21 protein-coding genes and 1 tRNA gene are annotated in these 20,014 nt (G+C 63.4%); 16 read left to right on the top strand and 6 right to left on the bottom strand.

Going from position 1 to position 20,014, the window contains the following annotated elements; all coding sequences use genetic code 11:
* The first annotated feature begins 12 nt into the window (after nucleotides 1-12).
* From ACH2CY_RS20765 to ACH2CY_RS20750, 4 genes are all read left to right on the top strand, one after another.
* On the top strand, nucleotides 13-1,326 hold the full coding sequence (locus ACH2CY_RS20765) for a homoserine dehydrogenase (RefSeq protein WP_395021381.1): 1,314 nt from the start codon (nucleotides 13-15) through the stop codon (nucleotides 1,324-1,326).
* A 25-nt stretch (nucleotides 1,327-1,351) separates the two neighbouring features.
* Nucleotides 1,352-2,323: a class II fructose-bisphosphatase gene (gene glpX, locus ACH2CY_RS20760; protein ID WP_395021380.1), complete on the top strand. Its 972-nt coding sequence runs from the start codon at nucleotides 1,352-1,354 to the stop codon at nucleotides 2,321-2,323.
* Between the two features lie 173 nt (nucleotides 2,324-2,496).
* Entirely contained in the window at nucleotides 2,497-4,311 is a 1,815-nt protein-coding gene (gene recJ / locus ACH2CY_RS20755) for a single-stranded-DNA-specific exonuclease RecJ (protein WP_395021378.1), read from the top strand.
* Nucleotides 4,312-4,532: 221 nt separating this feature from the next.
* Nucleotides 4,533-4,910, top strand: coding sequence for a hypothetical protein (locus ACH2CY_RS20750; protein WP_395021377.1), 378 nt, complete (start codon nucleotides 4,533-4,535; stop codon nucleotides 4,908-4,910).
* Between the two features lie 39 nt (nucleotides 4,911-4,949).
* On the opposite strand, the gene ACH2CY_RS20745 is transcribed toward ACH2CY_RS20750, so the two are convergent.
* The 3 genes from ACH2CY_RS20745 to ACH2CY_RS20735 all read right to left on the bottom strand — a co-directional run bounded on the left by ACH2CY_RS20745 (nucleotide 4,950) and on the right by ACH2CY_RS20735 (nucleotide 7,741).
* Nucleotides 4,950-5,906, bottom strand: coding sequence for a DUF2950 family protein (locus ACH2CY_RS20745; protein ID WP_395021376.1), 957 nt, complete (start codon nucleotides 5,904-5,906; stop codon nucleotides 4,950-4,952).
* 31 nt (nucleotides 5,907-5,937) lie between these two features.
* Nucleotides 5,938-7,248, bottom strand: a complete 1,311-nt coding sequence (locus ACH2CY_RS20740; RefSeq protein WP_395021374.1) for a DUF3300 domain-containing protein — start codon at nucleotides 7,246-7,248, stop codon at nucleotides 5,938-5,940.
* 142 nt (nucleotides 7,249-7,390) lie between these two features.
* Nucleotides 7,391-7,741, bottom strand: a complete 351-nt coding sequence (locus ACH2CY_RS20735) for a RidA family protein (protein WP_395021372.1) — start codon at nucleotides 7,739-7,741, stop codon at nucleotides 7,391-7,393.
* A gap of 197 nt (nucleotides 7,742-7,938) precedes the next feature.
* Here ACH2CY_RS20735 and ACH2CY_RS20730 point away from each other — a divergent pair.
* Together ACH2CY_RS20730 and ACH2CY_RS20725 are read left to right on the top strand one after the other, a co-directional pair.
* Nucleotides 7,939-8,014: transfer RNA gene (locus tag ACH2CY_RS20730), tRNA-Glu, on the top strand.
* A 269-nt stretch (nucleotides 8,015-8,283) separates the two neighbouring features.
* Nucleotides 8,284-8,538, top strand: coding sequence for a helix-turn-helix domain-containing protein (locus tag ACH2CY_RS20725; RefSeq protein ID WP_395021370.1), 255 nt, complete (start codon nucleotides 8,284-8,286; stop codon nucleotides 8,536-8,538).
* 71 nt (nucleotides 8,539-8,609) lie between these two features.
* On the opposite strand, the gene ACH2CY_RS20720 is transcribed toward ACH2CY_RS20725, so the two are convergent.
* Nucleotides 8,610-8,822 carry a heavy-metal-associated domain-containing protein gene (locus tag ACH2CY_RS20720; protein ID WP_395021369.1) on the bottom strand — a complete coding sequence of 71 codons (213 nt, stop codon included), beginning with the start codon at nucleotides 8,820-8,822 and terminating at the stop codon, nucleotides 8,610-8,612.
* A 189-nt stretch (nucleotides 8,823-9,011) separates the two neighbouring features.
* On the opposite strand from ACH2CY_RS20720, the gene ACH2CY_RS20715 reads away from it, so the two are divergent.
* The 4 genes from ACH2CY_RS20715 to ACH2CY_RS20700 all read left to right on the top strand — a co-directional run bounded on the left by ACH2CY_RS20715 (nucleotide 9,012) and on the right by ACH2CY_RS20700 (nucleotide 13,469).
* A complete protein-coding gene (locus ACH2CY_RS20715) occupies nucleotides 9,012-11,528 on the top strand; it encodes a heavy metal translocating P-type ATPase (protein ID WP_395021368.1) in 2,517 nt (838 codons plus the stop codon).
* A 35-nt stretch (nucleotides 11,529-11,563) separates the two neighbouring features.
* Nucleotides 11,564-12,064: a Cu(I)-responsive transcriptional regulator gene (gene cueR, locus ACH2CY_RS20710; protein WP_395021367.1), complete on the top strand. Its 501-nt coding sequence runs from the start codon at nucleotides 11,564-11,566 to the stop codon at nucleotides 12,062-12,064.
* A gap of 129 nt (nucleotides 12,065-12,193) precedes the next feature.
* Nucleotides 12,194-12,706, top strand: coding sequence for a hypothetical protein (locus tag ACH2CY_RS20705; RefSeq protein WP_395021366.1), 513 nt, complete (start codon nucleotides 12,194-12,196; stop codon nucleotides 12,704-12,706).
* A 364-nt stretch (nucleotides 12,707-13,070) separates the two neighbouring features.
* On the top strand, nucleotides 13,071-13,469 hold the full coding sequence (locus ACH2CY_RS20700) for a hypothetical protein (protein ID WP_395021363.1): 399 nt from the start codon (nucleotides 13,071-13,073) through the stop codon (nucleotides 13,467-13,469).
* On the opposite strand, the gene dmeF is transcribed toward ACH2CY_RS20700, so the two are convergent.
* Both dmeF and ACH2CY_RS20690 read right to left on the bottom strand, forming a co-directional pair.
* Nucleotides 13,445-14,356: a CDF family Co(II)/Ni(II) efflux transporter DmeF gene (gene dmeF, locus ACH2CY_RS20695; RefSeq protein WP_395021362.1), complete on the bottom strand. Its 912-nt coding sequence runs from the start codon at nucleotides 14,354-14,356 to the stop codon at nucleotides 13,445-13,447. The genes ACH2CY_RS20700 and dmeF overlap by 25 nt on opposite strands.
* Nucleotides 14,357-14,364: 8 nt before the next feature.
* Nucleotides 14,365-14,637, bottom strand: coding sequence for a metal/formaldehyde-sensitive transcriptional repressor (locus tag ACH2CY_RS20690; RefSeq protein ID WP_395021360.1), 273 nt, complete (start codon nucleotides 14,635-14,637; stop codon nucleotides 14,365-14,367).
* 229 nt (nucleotides 14,638-14,866) lie between these two features.
* Between ACH2CY_RS20690 and ACH2CY_RS20685 the strand changes: the two genes are divergently transcribed.
* From ACH2CY_RS20685 to ACH2CY_RS20660, 6 genes are all read left to right on the top strand, one after another.
* Nucleotides 14,867-15,031 (top strand): hypothetical protein, encoded by a 165-nt coding sequence (locus ACH2CY_RS20685; RefSeq protein ID WP_395021359.1) that lies wholly within the window; start codon nucleotides 14,867-14,869, stop codon nucleotides 15,029-15,031.
* 731 nt (nucleotides 15,032-15,762) lie between these two features.
* Nucleotides 15,763-16,062, top strand: coding sequence for a hypothetical protein (locus ACH2CY_RS20680; protein ID WP_395021358.1), 300 nt, complete (start codon nucleotides 15,763-15,765; stop codon nucleotides 16,060-16,062).
* 14 nt (nucleotides 16,063-16,076) lie between these two features.
* On the top strand, nucleotides 16,077-17,210 hold the full coding sequence (locus ACH2CY_RS20675; protein WP_395021357.1) for a hypothetical protein: 1,134 nt from the start codon (nucleotides 16,077-16,079) through the stop codon (nucleotides 17,208-17,210).
* A gap of 10 nt (nucleotides 17,211-17,220) precedes the next feature.
* The gene (locus ACH2CY_RS20670; protein WP_395021356.1) at nucleotides 17,221-18,522 is read left to right on the top strand and encodes a multicopper oxidase family protein; all 1,302 of its coding nucleotides are present in this window, start codon (nucleotides 17,221-17,223) and stop codon (nucleotides 18,520-18,522) included.
* 35 nt (nucleotides 18,523-18,557) lie between these two features.
* Nucleotides 18,558-19,043: a plastocyanin/azurin family copper-binding protein gene (locus ACH2CY_RS20665; RefSeq protein ID WP_395021354.1), complete on the top strand. Its 486-nt coding sequence runs from the start codon at nucleotides 18,558-18,560 to the stop codon at nucleotides 19,041-19,043.
* A 553-nt stretch (nucleotides 19,044-19,596) separates the two neighbouring features.
* Nucleotides 19,597-19,941 carry a DUF305 domain-containing protein gene (locus ACH2CY_RS20660; protein WP_395021352.1) on the top strand — a complete coding sequence of 115 codons (345 nt, stop codon included), beginning with the start codon at nucleotides 19,597-19,599 and terminating at the stop codon, nucleotides 19,939-19,941.
* The last annotated feature ends 73 nt before the right edge of the window (nucleotides 19,942-20,014 follow it).

The following is a 20,014-nucleotide window of genomic DNA, read 5'->3' as shown; positions in this document are numbered from 1 at the left end:
AACGCTTGACCTATGGCTGTTGAAAACGCGTCGGGACGCGCTTTGCGCGTTGGTATCGCCGGCCTCGGCACTGTCGGTGTCGGTGTCGTCCGCCTGCTCGAAGAGAACCGCGACATCCTGTTGCAGCACTGCCCCTGGCCGATCGAGGTCACGGCGGTCTCGGCGCGCGACCGGCGCAAGAACCGCGACGTCGATCTCTCCAAGTATGACTGGTGCGACGATCCGGTCGCGCTCGCCGACCATCCGAAGGTCGACGTCGTCGTCGAGGTGATCGGCGGCGCGAGCGGTCCCGCGAAGGCGCTGATCGAAAAGGCGATCGCCAACAAGAAGCACGTGGTCACCGCCAACAAGGCGCTGCTCTCCGCACACGGCACCGCGCTGGCGCGGAGCGCCGAGCAGGCCGGCCTCGCTCTCGCTTACGAGGCCGCGGTCGCCGGCGGCATCCCGATCATCAAGTCGATGCGCGAAGGTCTCGCCGCCAACCGCATCGAGCATGTCTACGGCATCCTCAACGGCACCTGTAACTACATCCTGACCCAGATGCGCGAGACCGGCCGCGAGTTCGCCGACGTGCTCGGCGAGGCGCAGCAGCTGGGCTATGCCGAGGCGGATCCCAGCTTCGACGTCGATGGCATCGATGCCGCGCACAAGCTCTCGATCCTGACCGCGGTCGCCTTCGGTTGCGAGGTGGATTTCGCCGGGATCCGGATTTCTGGCATCCGCAATGTCTCGGCCATGGACATCGAGTATGCGACCGAGCTCGGTTATCGGATTAAGTTGCTCGGCCTGTCGCGCTTGACGGAACGCGGCATCGAGCAGCGCGTTCATGCCTGCATGGTTCCGCAAAACGCACTCATCGCCAAGGTGGACGGCGTCTACAACGCCGTCGTCACCCAGGGCAATTTCGTCGGCCAGAATGTCGCGATCGGCCGCGGCGCCGGCCAGGGCCCGACCGCTTCGGCGGTGGTCAGCGACCTCATGGATATCGCGCGGGGCCGCATCCTGCCGGCCTTCTCGGCGCCGGCCGAGACCCTGAAGAAGATCCCGGCGGCGCCGGAAGGCAGCCATGTCGGGCCCTTCTATCTCCGCATGATGGTGGTCGACCGGCCGGGCGTCATCGCCGAGGTCGCGGCGATCATGCGCGACGAGAACGTCTCGCTGGAGAGCATGATCCAGCGTTCGCGCTCGCCCGGCGACCGCGTGCCGGTCGTCTTCACCACCCATGAAACCAGCCAGGCGCAGGTCACGCGCGTGGTCGAGAAGCTCGGCAAGGTTTCGGCGGTGGTCGAGCCGCCGCATGTGATGTCGATCGAACAACTCTCTTAAATCAGCTATCGGAAGGCCCAAGATCATGGATCGCAACCTGGCGCTGGAAGTGGTGCGCGTCACCGAAGCGGCGGCGCTCGCCGCCTCGCGGCTGATGGGCCGTGGCGACGAGAAGGCGGCCGACCAGGCCGCGGTCGATGCGATGCGAACGGCGCTGAACTCGCTCAACATCGACGGCACCGTGGTGATCGGCGAGGGCGAGCGCGACGAGGCGCCGATGCTCTATATCGGCGAGAAGGTCGGCGCCGGCGGGCCGAAGGTCGATATCGCGCTGGACCCGCTCGAAGGCACCACCATAACCGCCAAGGGCGGGCATAACGCGCTGGCCGTCGTGGCGATGGCGGAGGAGGGCGGCTTCCTGAATGCGCCCGACGTCTACATGGACAAGATCGCGGTCGGCCCGGATCTTCCCGAGGGCGTGGTCGATATCGACAACAAGCCCGAGGTCAACCTGAAGAACCTCGCCAAGGCGAAGCAGATGGACATCCGCGATCTGGTGGTCTGCATCCTCGATCGGCCGCGCCACACCGAGCTGATCGCCGCGGTGCGCAGCGCCGGCTCGCGCATCATGCTGATCTCCGACGGCGACGTCTCCGGCGTGATCGCGACCGCGCAGAAGGACAGCGGCGTCGATATGTATGTGGGCAGCGGCGGTGCGCCGGAAGGTGTCTTGGCGGCGGCGGCCTTGCGCTGCATCGGCGGCCAGATGCAGGGCCGGCTGCTGTTCCGCAACGACGACGAGAAGGCGCGCGCCAAGAAATGGGGCGTCACCGATCTCAATCGCAAATACTCGATGCTCGACCTCGCCAAGGGCGACGTGATGTTCGCCGCGACGGGTGTGACTGACGGCGCGATGCTGAAAGGTGTCCGCCGCGGCACCACCCGCGCCAGCACCCATTCGATCGTGATGCGCTCGAAGACCGGCACCGTCCGGGTGATCGAAGCCACCCATAACTGGGACCTGAAGATGCCCTACGAGCAGCGCGGGGCGTATTAGAGCACGCACCCGCATCCCGGGCTTCCCCCTTAAGGGAGAAGGAGAAGAACGGCGCGACGGCACGATCGCGTTCCTCCCCCCTTTAGGGGGGAGGTTAGGAGGGGGGCACGTGCAGCCGTGATGCCCCTGGAGCTACGCGCTGGCCGATCCAGCGCACATGCTATAATCCCCCGATGAACCTCGCCGCGACTCGCCCTGCCGAAACCGAAGACCCGACGCCGTTTTGGGGTGTCGCGCGCTCGGTCACCGGCAAGTTCTGGCGTCAGCGCGCCACCGATGAGCGGATGGCGCTGGCGATTTCCCAGAGACTGCAGGTGCCGGAGCCGGTCGGGCGTCTGCTCGCCGCGCGCGGCCAGACCTTGGACACGGCGGAGAGCTTCCTCACCCCGCGCCTGCGCGACCTGCTGCCCGATCCATCGCGCTTCCGCGACATGGATGCCGCCGCCCAGCGCATCGGCGCCGCGATCGAGAACGGCGAGAAGATCGCGATCTTCGGCGACTACGACGTCGACGGCGCGACCTCGGCCGCGCTGCTCTCGCGCTTCCTGCGTGCGGTCGGCGCGCCGCCGGTGCGGCTCTATGTGCCCGATCGCGGCGCCGAAGGCTACGGCCCCAATGCGCCGGCGCTGCTGAAGCTGAAGAGCGAGGGCGCGCGCCTGGTCATCACCGTCGATTGCGGCGTCACCGCCTTCGCGCCGCTGCAGGCGGCGAAGGAGGCCGGGCTCGACGTGGTCGTGGTCGATCACCATGTTGCCGAGCCGCATCTGCCGATGGCTTCGGCGATCGTCAACCCGAACCGGCTCGACGAGACCGCGGGCCACGGCCAGATGGCGGCGATCGGCGTCGCCTTCCTGGTCGCGGTCGCGGTCAACCGCACTTTGCGCGCCAGGGGCTGGTACAACGCGACCCGTCCCGAGCCGGACATGATGCAATGGCTGGACCTGGTGGCGCTCGGCACGGTCTGCGACGTGGTGCCGCTGACCGGCGTCAACCGCGCGCTGGTGGCGCAGGGGCTCAAGGTATTGGCGCAGCGCCGCAATCCGGGCCTGCGCGCGCTTAGCGAAACCGCCGGCATCAAGGAACGGCCAAGCGCGTATCATCTCGGTTTTCTGCTCGGGCCGCGGATCAACGCTGGCGGCCGGGTCGGGCGCTCCGATCTCGGCGCGCGGCTGCTCTCGACCGACGATTTCAGCGAAGCGATGGCGCTGGCGCAGGAGCTGGAAGCCCACAACGCCGAGCGCCGCGACATCGAGGCCAAGGTTCTCGAAGAAGCCTGCCGCCTCGCCGATGCGGAAGCGGCCAAGCGCCCGCATCTCATTTTCGTCGCCGCCGAGGGCTGGCATGGCGGCGTCATCGGCATCGTCGCCGGGCGGCTGCGCGAGCGCTATGAGCGGCCGGTCTGCGTGGTCGCCTTGGAGAACGGCGTCGGCAAGGGCTCGGGCCGCTCGGCCAACGGTTTCCATCTCGGCAATGCGGTCATCGCCGCGCGCGAGAGCGGCATCATCGCGAAGGGCGGCGGCCATGCCATGGCGGCCGGCTTCGAGGTCGCGGCCGACAAGCTCGATCAGCTCAAGGACTTCATCGACGCGCGGATCGGCGATCACCTGGCCGGCGTGCCGCCGCGCGCGGTGCTCGACCTCGACGGCAGCCTGCAGGCGCGCGGCGCCGCGCCCGCTTTCGCGCAGATGCTGGACCGGCTCGCCCCCTATGGCTCCGGCAACGCCGAGCCGCGCTTCGCGCTCGCCAATGTGCGGGTGGTGTTCGCCGACCTCGCCGGCGAGAAGCACGTGCGCTGCGTGCTCGAGGGCAGCGACGGCGCGCGGCTCAAGGCGATCGCCTTCCGCACGGTGGAAAACGACCTCGGCCGCCTGCTGCTGCAGGGCCGGAATGCCGGGCCGCTGCATGTCGCCGGCCACCTGCGGCTGGACAGCTGGCAGGGCCAGGAACGGGTCCAGATGACCATCGAGGACGTCGCCCGAGTCGAATAGTCGGGCTCGGACGGGCCCCGGCCGACGCCTGCGGCAGCCCGCCACAACCTCCGACAACTGGTTGATATCAATCGTGAAATGCGTCAGCGCAGCGCGCTGCAACTGTGCGCCTTATCACGTCATTTGTTAATCTCTCTTTACTTCCTTCGCATACGCAACAATCTTTGCTGCATTGCGGCATGCCACAGGTGGCAGGCCCAAAGTGGGAAGTGGAGAGAAACATGACTTCGATGATCCGGATTTCAGCCCTCGGCACCATCCTGGTGGCGGGTGCGGTCGCCCTGGCGCAGCCGCTCTGGGCCGGTTCGGCCAAGACCGTCGGCGCCGGCCAGGCGATCACCACCGAGCTCGGTGGCAACGCCAAGGCGGTCATCTACTGGACCGATCATCCGGAAGGCGCCCGGGTCGTGACCACCGTGGACACCGTCGCCGCAGCCGACACCGATGCCGAGCAGCATGCGGTGGTCCGCCTGCAGAGCGTCTTGCAGCCCGGCCAGGCTCAGGAGATCTCGGTGCCGCTCGCGATGGGCGAGACGCAGTCGGTGCTGCGCATCGAGCGCATCGGCGACAAGGTCACGGTCTCGAAGGTGACCCAGTAACAGAGAAGCGCGCGGCCGCCGGTTACGCCGGCGGCCGCATCATTGCTCGGTCTCGCCCTTGTCCTTGGTCAGGGTCCAGGTGGCGTCGAGGTCGTAGCTCTGCAGCGCCGCCGCGGCGAGGTCGGTGTCCTCGCCGAGATCCTTCTGATAGATCTTGCCCTGCTGATTGACAATGAAGGTCATGATGCCGGTGACGCCGTATTCCGACGGCGCGGCGATCGCGCCGAAGCCGGCGATCATGTTGCCGTTGATCACATAGTCGTAGCGCCCGCCGGGTGCGCCTTCGCCTTGACGTGTCAGAACGCGGAAATGATAGCCGCGCACCGGATCGCCTTGGTCGCGGCCTTCCAGATAGCCGCCCTGCGCGGTCACGAAGGCCGTCAGCGGGCTGGCCGGTGCGTTGGAGTTGGCGTCGGTCTCCCAGTAGAGCCCGTCATGCTTGCCGGGCGTGCTCACCAGCTTCTGCGAATATTCCAGCACCTCGTCGCCGTCCTGGTCGACCGACTGGTAATCCTGCTGCGCCGCGACCAAAGCATGCAGCGCGCCGATCGCGGCGAGTTCGTCGGCGCCGATCCGCCGCGCCAGTAGCTCGTAGATGCCTTCCTCGGCATCGAAGCTCCAGCCCTTGTCGCCTTGCACGATCGGGAAGGGCACCGGCCATTCCTGATTGCCGATCAGCATGGTGCGGGTCTTCTCGCCGTCGTTGCGGAGACTCATCTTCTCCTTCGCCGCCGCCAGCGCCTGCTTGCGGTTCTCGCGCTCCGCGGCCTCGTCGTCGGTGAACAGCTGCTCCTGCTGCGCATCGCCGAGCAGGTCGGTGATCGCGTCGCGGGAGCCCGCTTCCAGCGCGGCGATCATGCCCGCCGCCGCCGCTTCCGGCGTCGCGAAGACCTTCGCGTCCTTGGCCGCGGCCAGGCCGGGGCAGGCGAGGCCGAATAGCATTCCGCTCAAGATCCCTGCTGCAAGCTTGCCGCCGCGTCGCATGATTCGATCCATCGATCCTCTCCTTGCTGCCAGGCCCGCGCCTTCAGCGCCGGCCGCCGCCGCTCCGGCTCCGGCTCGGTCCTTTGACTCCGCCGATGCTGCTGGTGCCGCGATTGCTCTGCTGCCGTGCCCGCTGCTGTGAGGGCATGGTCGAGAACGAGCCCTTCCTCGGCTTGGTCTGCATGCTGTTGTATTTCTGCTGCTGGCGCCGCTGCTGCATCTGCGACGGCTTCGGCTTCGACGGCTGCTTGAACTGCTGCTGCCGCTGCTGCTTGTTGGCGCCGAGGCTCTGGTTGCCGCGGTTGCTCTGCTGCCGGGTCTGGGCCGAGGGCTTGGCCTTGGGCGGCGTCATCTTCTTCGGCCCGGCCCCGCCACCGCCCAGCTGATTGGCGATGCCGGCGGAATTGGGCCGCGGCTTGGCGTTGGCCGGCCGGGTCGCGGTGGACTTGGTGCGCGCCTTCTGCGGCGACCATTTCATGCCGTTGCCGCCCTTGGCCTTCGGGTTGCGGTCGCCGTTGAACTTGTTCTGCAGCTTGTCGCGGTCGATGTTGGTGTTGCCGTTGCCGATATTGATGTTGTTGGTGTTGCCGCCGCCGTCGCAGCAATCGATGTCAATGTTGTTGTTGTTCCAGTCGAAGGCGTAGGAGAAGGCGGCGCCGACGAACATGCCGGTCACGAAGGCCGCGCCCGGTGCGTAGTAATAGGGATAGGGCGTCGAATAGACCGGCGGCGGGTAGTTCGTATAGTGATGCTCGACCACCGGCGCCGGATCATAGGTCGGCACATAGATGATCTCGGGATCCGCCGGCTGGATGATGATGGTCTCGCTCTCGGTCACCACCGTCTGCTTGTCGTCCGACTTGAGGGCGCCGGCGGCGGTCGCCTCGGCGCGCGCCGCCTGGATCGCCTCCAGCACACCCTCCTGCTGGTCCATGACCGCGTTGCCGAGCCGCTGGGTCCAGTCGAGGTCGTCGTTCATCAGCTTGATGACCTCGGGATAGTTTAGCAGGGCCAGGACCGCGGGATCCCAGTTCTCGTTCGGCTGCAGCTCCTTGCTGGCCTTCTGCTTCTCGAGGAAGCGCGCCGCTTCGACCACCTGCAGGGGCTGGGTCGCGGCCGGCAGCACGATCGCCAGCAGGTCGTCGGGATAGAAGGCGACCGGCGCCACCAGCGCGTGGAGCTCCTCGGGCGAGAGCATGATCGCCGCCGCGTCGCCGCCGGCGGCATCGGCGGTGGCAACGGTGGCCGGTTCCTGCATGTCGGCGAATTGCGCTTGCGCCGGGCGCAAGACCGCGCTCGCGATCAGGACAGCGAAGGTGAAGGCCGCGAACAGCGCGGTGCGACGCCAAGTCACATCAGACCTCCCTGCCATGCGACGGACGGCAGGGAAATTATAGGGAGAGCTGGGATCCGCGTTGATTGGACCTAAGGGAAATAGGCCTAAGGGTAATCCTCTCCGCCGCAGCGGCGGCGGAGAGGCCGCGAGAGATCGGCGATCAGATCGCCGCGGTCAGCATGATCTCGACCTTGTATTTCGGGTCGGCGAGCTTGGATTCCACGGTGGCGCGCGCCGGGGCGTTGCCCTTGGAGACCCATTCCGCCCAGGCCTTGTTCATCTCGGCGAAGGTCGAGATGTCGGAGAGCCAGATATTGGCCTTCAGGATCTTCGACTTGTCGGAGCCGCACTGGGCCAGGGTCTCGTCGATCTGCTTCAGGATGTTCTTGGTCTGCTCATAGACCGAAGCCGAGACCGGATCGTCGGCCACATGGCCGGCGAGATAGGCGAGCCCGTTATGGACCACCGCGTCGCACAGATTGCCGTGATCGCCAATGCGCTTGATCGACATGGAAAGACCTCGTGTTTTCAGAAGGTTATGCGGAGAAATCGGCTGAGAATTCAGCCGCTTGAGGGCGAGGATTATGGCCGATGCCGGGCCGGCGCGAAAGCGCCGACTGGCGCGGAAATCGGAAGGTTGATTTCGAGGCCTGCAGCCTATAAAAGGCGCGTCACCCCGGGAACTTAACACCCCCGCGGCACTCTTGCGTCCCCATCGTCTAGAGGCCTAGGACAACACCCTTTCACGGTGTAGACACGGGTTCGAATCCCGTTGGGGACGCCAATTCCGTTCAAAACCACGAACACCGGGGAAGCCGGTTTGCTTGTCGGCCACGGCTCGGCCGATGGTGGCGACATCTCCGACAATGCGAATCAGGCCGTCGCCCACTTCGATCCGATCGACCACGGAGCGGATGTACGCCTTCCGGAAGGGCGTTTCGCTGGCCGTGATGTTCTCGCGCATGACGCGCCCGAACCGCTCGACCACGTCGGGGCTGAAGGCGCCTGCCGCCACGGCCTGTGGCCGGATCCGGTCGAGCTTTGGTCGCTGTCATGGCGCGGCAGCTTCATCGCGCGCGCCAGCGGATCGAGCTCAGGAACATCCGCTCCGCCGCGGAGCGGATTTTGCACTTTCTGGAGCTTGAGGCGGATCGACAGGGCAGGGTGATGGTCGAGGGCGCACTGCAGGATTTCGCAGCCGAGCTCGGACTGACTCGGGAAGCGTTCTACCGAGCCCTCGCCGCGCTTGAGCGGAAGCGCCGGATCCGGCGGGATGCGGGGTCGATCATGATCAAGAATACCCGGTGAGGCCCGGCGTCTCCTGTTCGGAGATCTGACGCCGGGCCTGAGCGTCCGTTGGGTTTAGAAACAGAGCCTATTCAGGCAGCAGTGTCCGGCTTGCGTTCCGCCGGGAAGCCGGCAGCAGCCAGGGCAGAAAGCAAGGTGTGCTGATCAGCCGAGCTCTCGATTCGGACCTCGCGCGCCGCTGGATCGGCCTCAATCCTGGCCTTGGCGTCCACGTTATGCACGGCCTTGGTTACGGATCTGGCGCAGCCGCCGCAGGTCATATTCGGGATATTGAAGCGAAGCATGTATTCCTCCTCTGGTTCGCTGCCAAGCTAGATGGGGCTTCCCATCGTGGGAAGGTCAACCCCGGAATTTGTCGGTCCGACCCCTTGACCTTCCCATCATTGGAACCCCTATCTATGGGCCAAGCGAAACCAGGGAAAATTGACGCAATGAACCCGCCGGCTGTCTCGCAGCAACCAACGAGTGCCCCGATGTCCGACCACGCTTTCTCGGTGCGAGTCGAGGGGATGACCTGCGCCTCATGCGTCGGCCGCGTGGAAAAGGCGCTCAAGGTTCTCCCCGGAATAAGCACTGCCTCCGTCAACCTGGCCACCGAGCGGGCGGATGTCGTCTTCGCGGGCCGTCCCGATCTGAGCTCGATCATCCGTGCCGTCGAGGATGTCGGCTATTCCGTCGGACAGGAAATGATTGAGCTCCGGGTCGAGGGCATGACCTGCGCGTCTTGCGTCGGACGGGTCGAGAAGGCCCTTTCCCGCTTTAGAGGCGTGCTGAAGGCAGACGTCAATCTGGCAACCGAGCGCGCCCAGGTTTGGGTTGTTTCCGGCGCCGTCTCGACGGCCGACCTCGTGGCAGCGGTGAGTGCTACAGGCTACGAAGCGACTGCGCTGATGCCCGCCGGCACCACCGCCGACCTTGACGTCGAGCGACGCGATCGCGAGTTGAGGTCGCTTCGTCGCGCCTTCCTCATCGCTCTCATTTTAACATTGCCGGTCTTCTTGCTGGAGATGGGTTCGCACGTGCTGCCGCAGGTCGAGGCCTGGGTCATGCGGGTGATCGGTCACGCGGAGAGCTGGTACCTCCAGTTCTTTCTCGCCACAATCGTCCTGTTCGGGCCGGGGCTTCGCTTCTTTCAAAAAGGCCTGCCGGCATTGCTGCGTGGCGCCCCGGATATGAATTCGCTGGTCGCGCTGGGTGCTGGCGCGGCGTGGGGCTATTCCGTCATCGCTACGTTCGCGCCCGGCGTTCTGCCCATGGGCACGCGCAACGTCTACTATGAAGCCGCCGCTGTCATCGTCACGCTGATCCTGCTGGGTCGCCTGCTTGAAGCCCGCGCCAAGGGGCGGACGTCCGAGGCGATCCGACATCTGGTCGGCTTGCAGGCGAAGACCGCCCGCGTCCTGCGGGACGGAGCGGGCGTGGAGGTTCCGCTCGCGGAAGTTAGAAGCGGCGACCTCGTCCAGGTTCGTCCCGGCGAGCGGATTCCGGTAGATGGCGAAGTTATCGAGGGAACGTCCTACGTCGATCAATCAATGATCACCGGAGAACCCGTTCCAGTACAGAAGGGCATGGGGGCGACGGTGGTTGGCGGCACGATCAACAAGGCCGGTTCGTTTACCTTACGGGCGACGAGGGTTGGCGCCGATACGGTTCTTGCCCAGATCATCCGGATGGTCGAACAGGCCCAAGGCGCGAAGCTTCCGATCCAGGCGCTGGTCGACAAAGTGACTTACGTCTTCGTGCCCGTCGTCATGGGTATGGCGGCCGTGACCTTCGTCAGCTGGCTGGTGTTCGGCCCGGAACCGGCACTCAGCTTTGCGTTGGTGAACGCCGTAGCGGTTCTCATCATTGCGTGCCCTTGTGCGATGGGCCTGGCGACGCCGACTTCCATCATGGTCGGCACCGGCCGCGCGGCGGAAATGGGCGTGTTGTTCCGCAAGGGTGACGCACTCCAGGCTTTGCGTGCAGCGCGGGTCATTGCCTTGGATAAGACCGGCACATTGACGAAGGGCCATCCTGAGCTCACCAACCTGGTGCCGCTTGCCGGCTTCACGGCGGAAAAGGTTCTTCGCCTGGTCGCCGCGGTCGAGAGCCGCTCGGAGCATCCGATCGCGCAGGCGATCGTGGAGGCAGCCTTGAAGCGCAAGCTGAAGATCGGCACTGCGGAAGCGTTTCAGGTTGTGCCGGGATTCGGCGTCGCTGCGGGCGTCGAAGGATGCAAGATCGAAGTGGGTGCCGACCGCTACATGAGAAAGCTGGGCTACGACGTCGCGGACCTCGGCCCCACCACCACCCGACTGGCGATGGACGGCAAGAGCCCGCTCTATGCGGCCGTCGATGGCAAGCTCGCGGCGGTAATGGCGGTGGCGGACCCGATCAAGCCCACCACGCCGGAGGCGATCCAGTCGTTCCATCGGCTCGGCTTGAAGGTCGCAATGATCACCGGCGACAACGCCGAGACGGCACGCGCCATCGCCCGCACTCTCCATATCGATGAAGTTGAGTCCGAGGTTCTGCCGGAAGGCAAGGTTGAGGCGCTCAAGGCCCTACGGGAAAAATTCGGAAAAGTGGCTTTCGTCGGCGATGGAATCAACGATGCGCCGGCCTTGGCCGAAGCCGATGTCGGGATCGCGATCGGGACGGGCACGGACGTGGCGATCGAGTCCGCCAGCGTGATCCTGATGGCGGGTGACCTGCGCGGCGTGTCGAATGCGATCGCGCTCAGTCAGGCGACGATCCGCAACATCAAGCAGAATCTCTTTTGGGCCTTCGCCTACAATGCCAGCTTGATTCCGATTGCCGCGGGGGCGCTCTACGCGGTCTATGGTCTGCTGCTGTCGCCGGTCTACGCCGCCGGCGCGATGGCCTTGTCGAGCGTCTTCGTGGTGGGAAATGCCCTGCGGCTCAGGCGTTTCCGGCCGCCGCTTGCCATAGCGGCGTCCGTGGCCGAGCATGATACTCAGCAGGCGACATACGCTGCGGCACAGTGACAACCCAGCAAGTTGAAGTTTACTCGGGGCCAGCCATGAACATTGGAGAGGCGGCAAAGGCGTCAGGGGTTTCGGCCAAAATGATCCGGTATTACGAGCAGACTGGTCTCATTCCTAAGGCCGTCCGCTCTGAGGCCGGGTACCGCAGTTACAGCGCGCCAGACGTGCATGCTCTGCGCTTCATCCGCCGTGCCCGGGACCTGGGTTTCCCGGTTGAACAGATCACGCAACTGCTGGCGCTGTGGCGTGACCGCAGCCGCGCAAGCGCGGATGTAAAGTCCGTCGCGCTTCAGCACATTGCGGAACTCAAGGGCAGGATCGCCGACCTCCAGGCCATGTCGCAGACTCTCGAGCATCTCGTGGCTCACTGCCAGGGCAACGATCGGCCGGACTGCCCAATCATCGAGGATCTGGCCGAGGCCGATCCAACTGCTAGAACGGTTGCGGCAAAGAGGCGGGCCACGGTTGGCCACATCGGAAAGATGAAGAAGGGGCATTCGACGGGACCTGGCATTCGGCGCTCGCGGACCAGCTGATGAGATGGGCGCAGTTACACGATCCTGTACGGTTCATGGCGTCCATCAGTGGAGAATGCATGAAGGTCGTGGCATAATACCCTCTTGTTGCGACGCGCCGGTCGCGGTGCACGATGCCGGGTTGTATTCTTGGAGCATCTGGCGGAAAGGCTTGTTGTGGACGGTCCGCTGAATTTCATTACCTATGCTTTGCTTGGGCTGGCCAACCTTCTCAGTCTCAAGCCACGTGATTATCTCCTCGGGATTGCACTGGCTGCGGCGATCTTCGTCGGCTTTGGCACAATCCTAGGCGCTTGGTCCACTCCGCTGGCTCTTCGTGCTGCCGAGATGGACAGTTCCGATCTCTGGTTGCTCGGGGCGGAATCAGCGGTGCTTGGGCTTTTCTTTGCGCTCCGGGAAAAATTCATAGGCGCTAGATTCGCTGGAGCCGGCATTCTGTTCACGGTCTTCGCCCTCATCTGTCCCATTTGTGGCAGTGTCTTCGATGTGGCGTTCGGCGAGGGTTTCCTTATCGCTCAATTGGGCCGTCCCTGCTTTTACGCTGGACTGTTCGGCATCTCGGTTTCGATTTTTGCCCTGCTCTGGAGATCGGCCAGTGTCGCATTCCAGAAACTGGCGAAGGATGATATCCTAGCCGTGTGAGGTCGATGGATGGCGCGGCCACCCAAATGCGTCCGCATAGTCGAAGATGATCGCCTAGTCTCCGAACATGAATCCGGATGAGGGAGACAGCTGGTTACATCGATCTGCACCAGCGCGGTCTTTCGGGTCCTTCCTTCCAACGCGACAAACCCCACGCAATCAGCTTCTTATGCGCCGCATCCAGCCGCCAAGAAATCCCGTTCCTTGCCGCGCAGCGGGCAGAGAACGCAACAAATTCGGCTGAAAACTGTTCGTCATTGTAGAGCGCCAAGTGAGGAATGTCGGACAAGAGCCGGTATTCGCCGCTCTCTTGCATGAACCCCAACCTGATCGACTGCTGCACTCCGATTGAGAGGAACGCGATATGGAAACGCAACACTACTGGCGTCTCGGCGCCATGGCCGTGTTCTCGTTCATCGCGATGTACATACTAACGTATGCGATGGTGGACACCATTGATAACGTGTACATGAGTCTGAACCAGGTCTACATGGCGGCACTTATGATGGCGCCGATGATGGTGTTCGAAATTTTCCTGATGGGCATGATGTACAAGAAGAGGGTCTGGAACTGGACGATCGACGGCGCAAGCGTCGTCCTCGGCATTGTCGTCTTCGTATTCATCCGGCAGCAGACGGTCATCGGTGACAGGCAGTTCTTGCGATCCTGCTGGCTCGAACGAGCATTCCCAAGGGACGGCGGCGGGGTCTGCCGGCGAGCAGACATCTCCGTTATAAGCTACCGTACCTCAACGGTCAGGTGACCGATCTCATGGACCGGGGCCAGGCGCTCTCGGACCGTCTCATGGTCGGCGCCGGTGACGCTGACGATTGCGGCATGGACGGCGGGCCCGATCCGCCAGAGGTGCAGGTCGGTGATTGTGGCATCTCCGGGCCCCTCAACTTGCTGGCGGATATCCGCCTCGAGTTCAAAGTCAGAAGCATCCAGAAGAACGGCTGAGGTATCCCGGATCAGGGCCCAAGACCAGACTGCGATGACGATGGCGCCCAGCAGGCCAATTACAGGATCGAGCCAGATCCAGCCCAAGTAGCGGCCACCCAGCAAGGCAGCAATCGCCAGAACCGATGTCAGTGCGTCCGCGAGGACATGCACATAGGCCGAGCGCAGGTTGTTGTCCTGATGCTCATGAGCACGGCCGTTGTGATGAGGGTGATCAAGGTGGTGCTCGTGGCCATGTCCGAGTACCAAGGCGCTGGCGATGTTCACCAGGAGTCCCAGGACGGCGATCGCAGTTGCCTCGAGAAAGGCAACTGGACGGGGATCCATGAGGCGCCCTACAGATTCGACCGCAATGCCAATCGCAACCAGACCCAGCGCGACAGCCGAGGCGAAGCCGGCGAGATCGCCCACCTTCCCGGTACCGAAGCTGTAAAGCCGGTTCCGCGCATGTCGCCTAGCGTAGGCATAGGCGATCGCGGCAACGGCCAGAGCGCCTGCGTGGGTGGCCATGTGGACGCCATCGGCGAGCAGTGCCATCGAATTAAAGATCACGCCAGCGAAAATCTCGCCGACCATCATTGCCGCGGTCAGGCTGACGACCCAAAGGGTGCGGCGGGCATTGGCATCGTGAGCGTGACCCAGGAAGAGATGCTCGTGATGCAGGGATTCAGAACCGGGTTGGACGATCATCTTGGGACCTACTTCGTGTACCGTCGAACGGCGTCGATCAGTTCTTCCGCACCCCGGGCGCGCTGGTCGCTGGATAAACCGGACTTTGCGACATGTTCACGGACGTGGTCCTCGATTAGCTCATCCATCAGCCCGAGAACCGCGCCACGGACGCCCGCAACCTGATGAAGGATCACGGAACATCCTGCTTCGGTGTCGATCGCCTTCTCGATCGCCGAAACTTGGCCGGCAATGCGACGGATGCGAGCCAAGAGTTGGTTTTTGTTCGACTTGGTGTGCATAGGGTAGACCCCTATGCCATTTACCGTGAAGCGTCAACCGCAGGAATGTCGCAGGACCCAGAGTCATGAGACTGGTCACTGCGTAAGCGACCGGCTGGCGTTTTGCGACGACGATCTCGAACGACAAAGTCCTACGGACTGGAGGGCGGCAGTTTTGGCGCTGTTCGGTGCCGCGGGCAAAGCGGTCTCCGGTGATCTGACAGCAGCCATCCGGCCCTATGATGCGAGTATGGAAGTTAACCCGCGGCATGGCATCTGTGCCGACCAGGTGCCGCGGCAGAAAGCCGCAAACCAGGGTGGGGTCCGACACGGCGTCGTCACCGTGGCGCAGGACGGCTTCGCTAATCCCGCTGCCGAGGCGGTCCTTCGCGTCACCACGACCCCAGTCGGGTGAGCGACATGCCGGCTGTTCCAAGCGGCCTCAAAGATCCGTGATCGCGCTTGAGTCGGATCGCTTTCTCGGCCAAAATCAGGTGATGACGCAACCGACCACGCGCCGGATCCTGACTATTCTGCCTGGCGTCGCCTTCGCTCTCGGCATGACTCTGTCGAATGTGCAGGCGGCGACCATGACGCTCTCTATAGATCGGCCCGAACACACGACTAGCTGCTCTGCCGCAAGATGATGGTTCGGCTGTCCCGATTCCTTCTGGCTATTGCCTTTCTGGCGACAGCGTCGTTCGCGGCGGTGGCGGACGTGCATAGCGGTTGCCATCCGGACACACAAAGCGAGCACGAAGCCGGGCATAGCCATGAGAATCCAGGTCAGGATTCCGAGAGCGAAATCGCCATCGATCTAGGCGAAGTGGATCGCTCCGCCAAGGGCGAAGCTTCCCTCTGCCACGGCGGCTTCGGCGGGTGCGCAGGATGCATTTCAGCCCCCGAACAAGCCTTGTACGAGCCCAGCGTGAGCACGGCAGCGTTCCGCCTCGCCGCGGCTGTCGGCGAATCAGCCGACACAGCAAGCAATCTACGTCCTCCGAAAGCCTCCTAGCCTGCAAGCTATTCGCGCGTCCCGCTGAGAACGCATTTCTCGGCAGGGCCGATTTGCATTCATCGTGCTGAAGATCAGGCCGCGTGCTTTCGCGCGGCATATCTCCAGCGCGACCGGAATAGGAAACTTCCATGAACAGCCTCAGGTTGGCGCTTATCTGCGCCGCCATCACGCTCGCCTGGACACAGCCTGTCCGGGCGGAAAGCGACGACAGCGCCGCCCTCACACATCCCGGCGATACAGATCCAGTGTACCGCGCGGCTCAATCAGACGATCCCTTCGCCCTCGCGGTGCCGATGTTGACCCGCGACGTGGCGTCACCTTCCTACGCACCAGCCCCGTCGGGAGCGCCTGCCGCGGAAAAGGCGGAAGCCGAGGCCATGCCAGACATGGACCATGGAGGCATGGACCACGGCAACATGACCCATTGAGAAAGACAGCCAAGATGAAGACACAGAAGAGACTGGCGCTGGTCGCCGGCGCCGCTTTGCTCACGGCGGGTTGTGCTGCCACGACGCTGGAGAACTTTCCCGATACCGGGAGGGTGCTTGAGCGCAGCGACTATCTCGCTCGCAAGCCAATCGGCGGCCTCAGTGATTATCAGGAGGCCGCACAGCGCCGCGTGAAAGCCCTGGTCGCAAAGCCGCTCACCGTCGGTGCCGCGGTCGAGATCGCGATGCTGAACACGCCGAAACTGCAGCAACATTATCAGGCTGCTCAGATCTGGGACGAGGATCTGGTCGCGGAAATGACCGAACAGGCGCAGCAGGAGAAAGAGCCGGACCGCACCGCAATTGACTGGGCTGCGGCGAGGCTGGCGCTCATGAAATCGGTGAACACGATTCGCCCGCGCGAATTTCCCGACACCTACCTGGATGTCACAGAGGATTTCCTCGAAACCGGCGAAGTGGTGCGCAAGGCCTATTTCGAGGCGGTTGCCGCGCACCAGCTCCAGGCGATGCTGGAGCAGGCGGCGACCGCGACTCAGGCCGCCGCAGAACTGGCGAACGCCCAATATGCGGCGGGCACCACTAACCGCCGGTCCCAGGCATTGCAGCAGATGTCGCATGCCGAGGTGGTCAAGAGTCTTGCCGAAGCAAAACTCGAATCCATAGCGGCGCGGGAAGCCCTGAACCGTCTCCTTGTACTCTGGGGCGACGAAGCGAATTGGGCCGCGCCCCTGAAACTGCCCGATCTGCCCGCGACGCGCCCGGAATTTTCCGGGCTCGAGGAGCATGCCCTCGAGCGGCGCTTCGACGCGCTGCAGGAGCGGAATGGGTGGGCGCTTTGGCACACCGCCGTCGATGTCCGCTCAGAAGTACGCGAGAACTATGCGGTACTTCAGACCCGTTATGACCTCGCCAAGTACCAGAAGGAGACGGTTCTGCCGCTCTCCCAGGCAATCCTTGGCGAAACCCAGCTCGAATACAACGGCATGCTGCTCGGGGTCTACGACCTGATCGCGGACACGCAAGGCGAGATCGAGGCCGGCCGCGACTATGTAGAAGCGCTGCGCGACTATTGGATCGCCGAAGCAGAACTTACCCAGACGCTCGGCGGAGCGTTGCCGAAGAATTAAGGAGAGAATTATGAACCGAAGAGAGTTCTTCGCAGCCTCGGGCGTGACCCTTGCGGCCGGTGCTGGCTTTGCCGGCTTTGCCGGCAAAGTGAGTGCGGCCCCGGCGGAGCCCGAGCGCTTTCCCGACCCTTCTACCCGCGCGCCCACGCCCACGGAGGGGCGTTACACGCCGGTCGTCACCTTGAATGGTGGCTCGCTGCCCTGGCGGATGAATGATGGGGTCAAGGAGTTCCACCTGGTCGCCGAGCCGGTGCGGCGCGAGTTCGCACCGGGGATGGTGGTGAACTGCTGGGGCTATAACGGCGCCTCACCGGGGCCGACCATCGAAGCGGTGGAAGGAGACCGGGTTCGGATCTTCGTCACCAACAAGCTGCCAGAGCATACGACAATCCACTGGCACGGCATCCTGCTGCCGAGCGGCATGGACGGCGTCGGCGGCCTGACCCAGCCCCATATCCCCAAGGGCAAGACCTATGTCTACGAGTTCACTCTCAGGCAGAGCGGTACCTTCATGTACCACCCGCATTCCGACGAGATGGTGCAGATGGCGATGGGGATGATGGGCATGTTCATCGTCCACCCGCGCAGCGGCGCGCATCGGGTCGATCGCGACTTCTGCTTCCTGCTGGCGAGCTGGGATATCGATCCCGGCACCTTCGTGCCCAACACCGCAGAGATGACCGACTTCAACATGTGGACCTTCAACAGCCGGGCGTTTCCCGGCATTGATCCTTTAGTCGTCCGAAAGGGCGATCGGGTCCGCATCCGGATCGGCAATCTCACGATGACCAACCATCCGATCCACCTGCACGGCTACTCGTTCAAAGTGACTGGCACGGATGGGGGATGGGTGCCGGCATCCGCGCAATGGCCGGAGGTGACAACCGATGTGCCGGTCGGCGCAATGCGGGCGATCGAATTCGTCGCTGATGTGGAGGGGGACTGGGCGTTCCATTGCCACAAATCGCACCACACGATGGGGCCGATGGGTCACGAGGTGCCGAACATGATCGGCGTCGACCAGAAGAACGCGAGCAAGAAGGTTGCCAAGCTGCTTCCGGAATACATGTACATGCCGATGGGCGAAAACGGCATGGCCGAAATGCAGGACATGGCTGCCATGGGCATGGAACTGCCGGCGAACACCCTCCCCATGATGACCGGAGAAGGCCCATTCGGGCCTATCGAGATGGGAGGCATGTTCACGGTGTTGAAAGTGAGAAAGGACATTGCGCCGGGCGACTATGCCGATCCCGGTTGGTACGAACATCCGGAAGGAACGGTCGCATATGAACTGAAGAAGTCGCTTTGAATCGAATTCGCTGAATACCAGAACAAGGAACTAACATGAAAACGACTCTTTCCGCTTTGATGCTTGCAACCACCGTGGTCGTCGCCCCGACATTGGCGGGCGCGACGGGTACCCATGAAGGTGGGCATTACAATTTTGGTGAGCCCGGCAAAGCTGAAAAGGTGACACAGACGATCAAGGTTGAGGCAGTCGAGGCCGACGGCGAAATGAAATTCCTTCACCAACCGCTTAATATCAAGAAGGGCGATGTGGTGAAGTTCGTCGTCACGAACAAGGGCGCGATGCCGCACGAGTTCTCCGTCGGCGATTCACCTAGCCAGCGCGCCCATGCTCTGATGATGGAAAAGATGCCGGATATGGAGCACGAAAACGACAAGACTGCCGTCACGTTGCAACCCGGCGAGACCAAGGAACTGATCTGGGCTTTCACAAAACCGATTAAGGGAAGTCTCGAGTTTGCGTGCCAAATGCCAGGCCACTATCAGGCCGGCATGGTCAGCAAGACGAAGTTGATCGACTGAACGAACTGACGCGATGCAGCCCCCGAGGACATCACTTGGGGGCTGTTCATCTGTTGTCGCGACTCCTGCTGCCCGATATCCGCGGGTGTAATCATTACCAGGTGCGGAACGGTCGACACGGCCTCGGGTTTAGATCATGCCGATCCTGAGGAGGCCATGCGTAAGTCTTTGCGGCTGCTGATATTTTTAGTCCTATTCGCCGTCCCGACGCCGGCTTCCGCGCACGCCCTCGGTTGGGCGGACCGTCATCCGGGTGAGGCAATTGCGGGCGACGTAACATTCGCTTCGCAAAATTATGGCGGCTGCGCAAGCGCGCAGGTGCGGTGCTGTGAGGCATGCACCCTATCCATTTTCTCCGTGCCCCGCGCCTTTGCCGAAATGGATCGGCATAGACCGAGTATCGACTCGGCTCTGCTCATGGAGTGCAGCAATCCTGATTGTCGTCCTCGTCCTCCCTGGCTCGTTCGTTGACGCGAAATCTGTGTGGTCCAGGAGCCCGCGTTCGGCGGTTTTCTGGCGCCGCCCGCCAACCGAGCAATCACAGGAGAATTTCATGCAGTTCCGTTCACGCATTGCCGCCGCCGTACTGTTCGTCGCATTCAGCGGATCGACGATCAACGGCATCAATCCGGCCGCAGCCCAGGATTCGTCGGCGGCGTTCATGGATGCCCAGCACAAGATGATGAGCAAGATGAAGACCATGAAGCCGACGGGCGATCCGGACAAGGATTTCGTTATGATGATGATGCCACATCACCAAGGTGCAGTTGACATGGCCGAAGTCGAGCTCAAATACGGCAAGGATCCCATGCTGCGGAAGATGGCGGAGCAGATAATCAAATCGCAGAAGGAGGAGATCGCCGAGATGGAGAAGTGGCAGAAAGAACACGGGATGTAGGGAGGTTCGGATGCATCGATTCTCGGTTCCGATGAAGGCCTCGCGCCTCCGTGCGGAAAGCTGCCGAAGATCG

The sequence above is a fragment of the Dongia sp. genome (assembly GCF_041905885.1).
Taxonomy (GTDB): Bacteria; Pseudomonadota; Alphaproteobacteria; order Dongiales; family Dongiaceae; genus Dongia.
Note: the sequence above shows the minus strand (reverse complement) of the source record. Positions and strands in the feature narration are given on the sequence as shown.

Excerpts from the sequence above, each read along its gene's own strand:
- ACH2CY_RS20725 (WP_395021370.1), top strand. The coding sequence starts at position 8,284 with ATGGCGCGGCAGCTTCATCGCGCGCGCCAGCGGATCGAGCTCAGGAAC.
- dmeF (WP_395021362.1), bottom strand. The coding sequence starts at position 14,356 with ATGATCGTCCAACCCGGTTCTGAATCCCTGCATCACGAGCATCTCTTC.
- ACH2CY_RS20745 (WP_395021376.1), bottom strand. The coding sequence starts at position 5,906 with ATGGATCGAATCATGCGACGCGGCGGCAAGCTTGCAGCAGGGATCTTG.
- ACH2CY_RS20750 (WP_395021377.1), top strand. The coding sequence starts at position 4,533 with ATGACTTCGATGATCCGGATTTCAGCCCTCGGCACCATCCTGGTGGCG.
- ACH2CY_RS20680 (WP_395021358.1), top strand. The coding sequence starts at position 15,763 with ATGAACAGCCTCAGGTTGGCGCTTATCTGCGCCGCCATCACGCTCGCC.
- ACH2CY_RS20675 (WP_395021357.1), top strand. The coding sequence starts at position 16,077 with ATGAAGACACAGAAGAGACTGGCGCTGGTCGCCGGCGCCGCTTTGCTC.
- cueR (WP_395021367.1), top strand. The coding sequence starts at position 11,564 with ATGAACATTGGAGAGGCGGCAAAGGCGTCAGGGGTTTCGGCCAAAATG.
- ACH2CY_RS20720 (WP_395021369.1), bottom strand. The coding sequence starts at position 8,822 with ATGCTTCGCTTCAATATCCCGAATATGACCTGCGGCGGCTGCGCCAGA.
- ACH2CY_RS20685 (WP_395021359.1), top strand. The coding sequence starts at position 14,867 with ATGGAAGTTAACCCGCGGCATGGCATCTGTGCCGACCAGGTGCCGCGG.
- ACH2CY_RS20690 (WP_395021360.1), bottom strand. The coding sequence starts at position 14,637 with ATGCACACCAAGTCGAACAAAAACCAACTCTTGGCTCGCATCCGTCGC.
- ACH2CY_RS20670 (WP_395021356.1), top strand. The coding sequence starts at position 17,221 with ATGAACCGAAGAGAGTTCTTCGCAGCCTCGGGCGTGACCCTTGCGGCC.
- ACH2CY_RS20765 (WP_395021381.1), top strand. The coding sequence starts at position 13 with ATGGCTGTTGAAAACGCGTCGGGACGCGCTTTGCGCGTTGGTATCGCC.
- recJ (WP_395021378.1), top strand. The coding sequence starts at position 2,497 with ATGAACCTCGCCGCGACTCGCCCTGCCGAAACCGAAGACCCGACGCCG.
- ACH2CY_RS20715 (WP_395021368.1), top strand. The coding sequence starts at position 9,012 with ATGTCCGACCACGCTTTCTCGGTGCGAGTCGAGGGGATGACCTGCGCC.
- ACH2CY_RS20700 (WP_395021363.1), top strand. The coding sequence starts at position 13,071 with ATGGAAACGCAACACTACTGGCGTCTCGGCGCCATGGCCGTGTTCTCG.
- ACH2CY_RS20735 (WP_395021372.1), bottom strand. The coding sequence starts at position 7,741 with ATGTCGATCAAGCGCATTGGCGATCACGGCAATCTGTGCGACGCGGTG.
- ACH2CY_RS20660 (WP_395021352.1), top strand. The coding sequence starts at position 19,597 with ATGCAGTTCCGTTCACGCATTGCCGCCGCCGTACTGTTCGTCGCATTC.
- glpX (WP_395021380.1), top strand. The coding sequence starts at position 1,352 with ATGGATCGCAACCTGGCGCTGGAAGTGGTGCGCGTCACCGAAGCGGCG.
- ACH2CY_RS20665 (WP_395021354.1), top strand. The coding sequence starts at position 18,558 with ATGAAAACGACTCTTTCCGCTTTGATGCTTGCAACCACCGTGGTCGTC.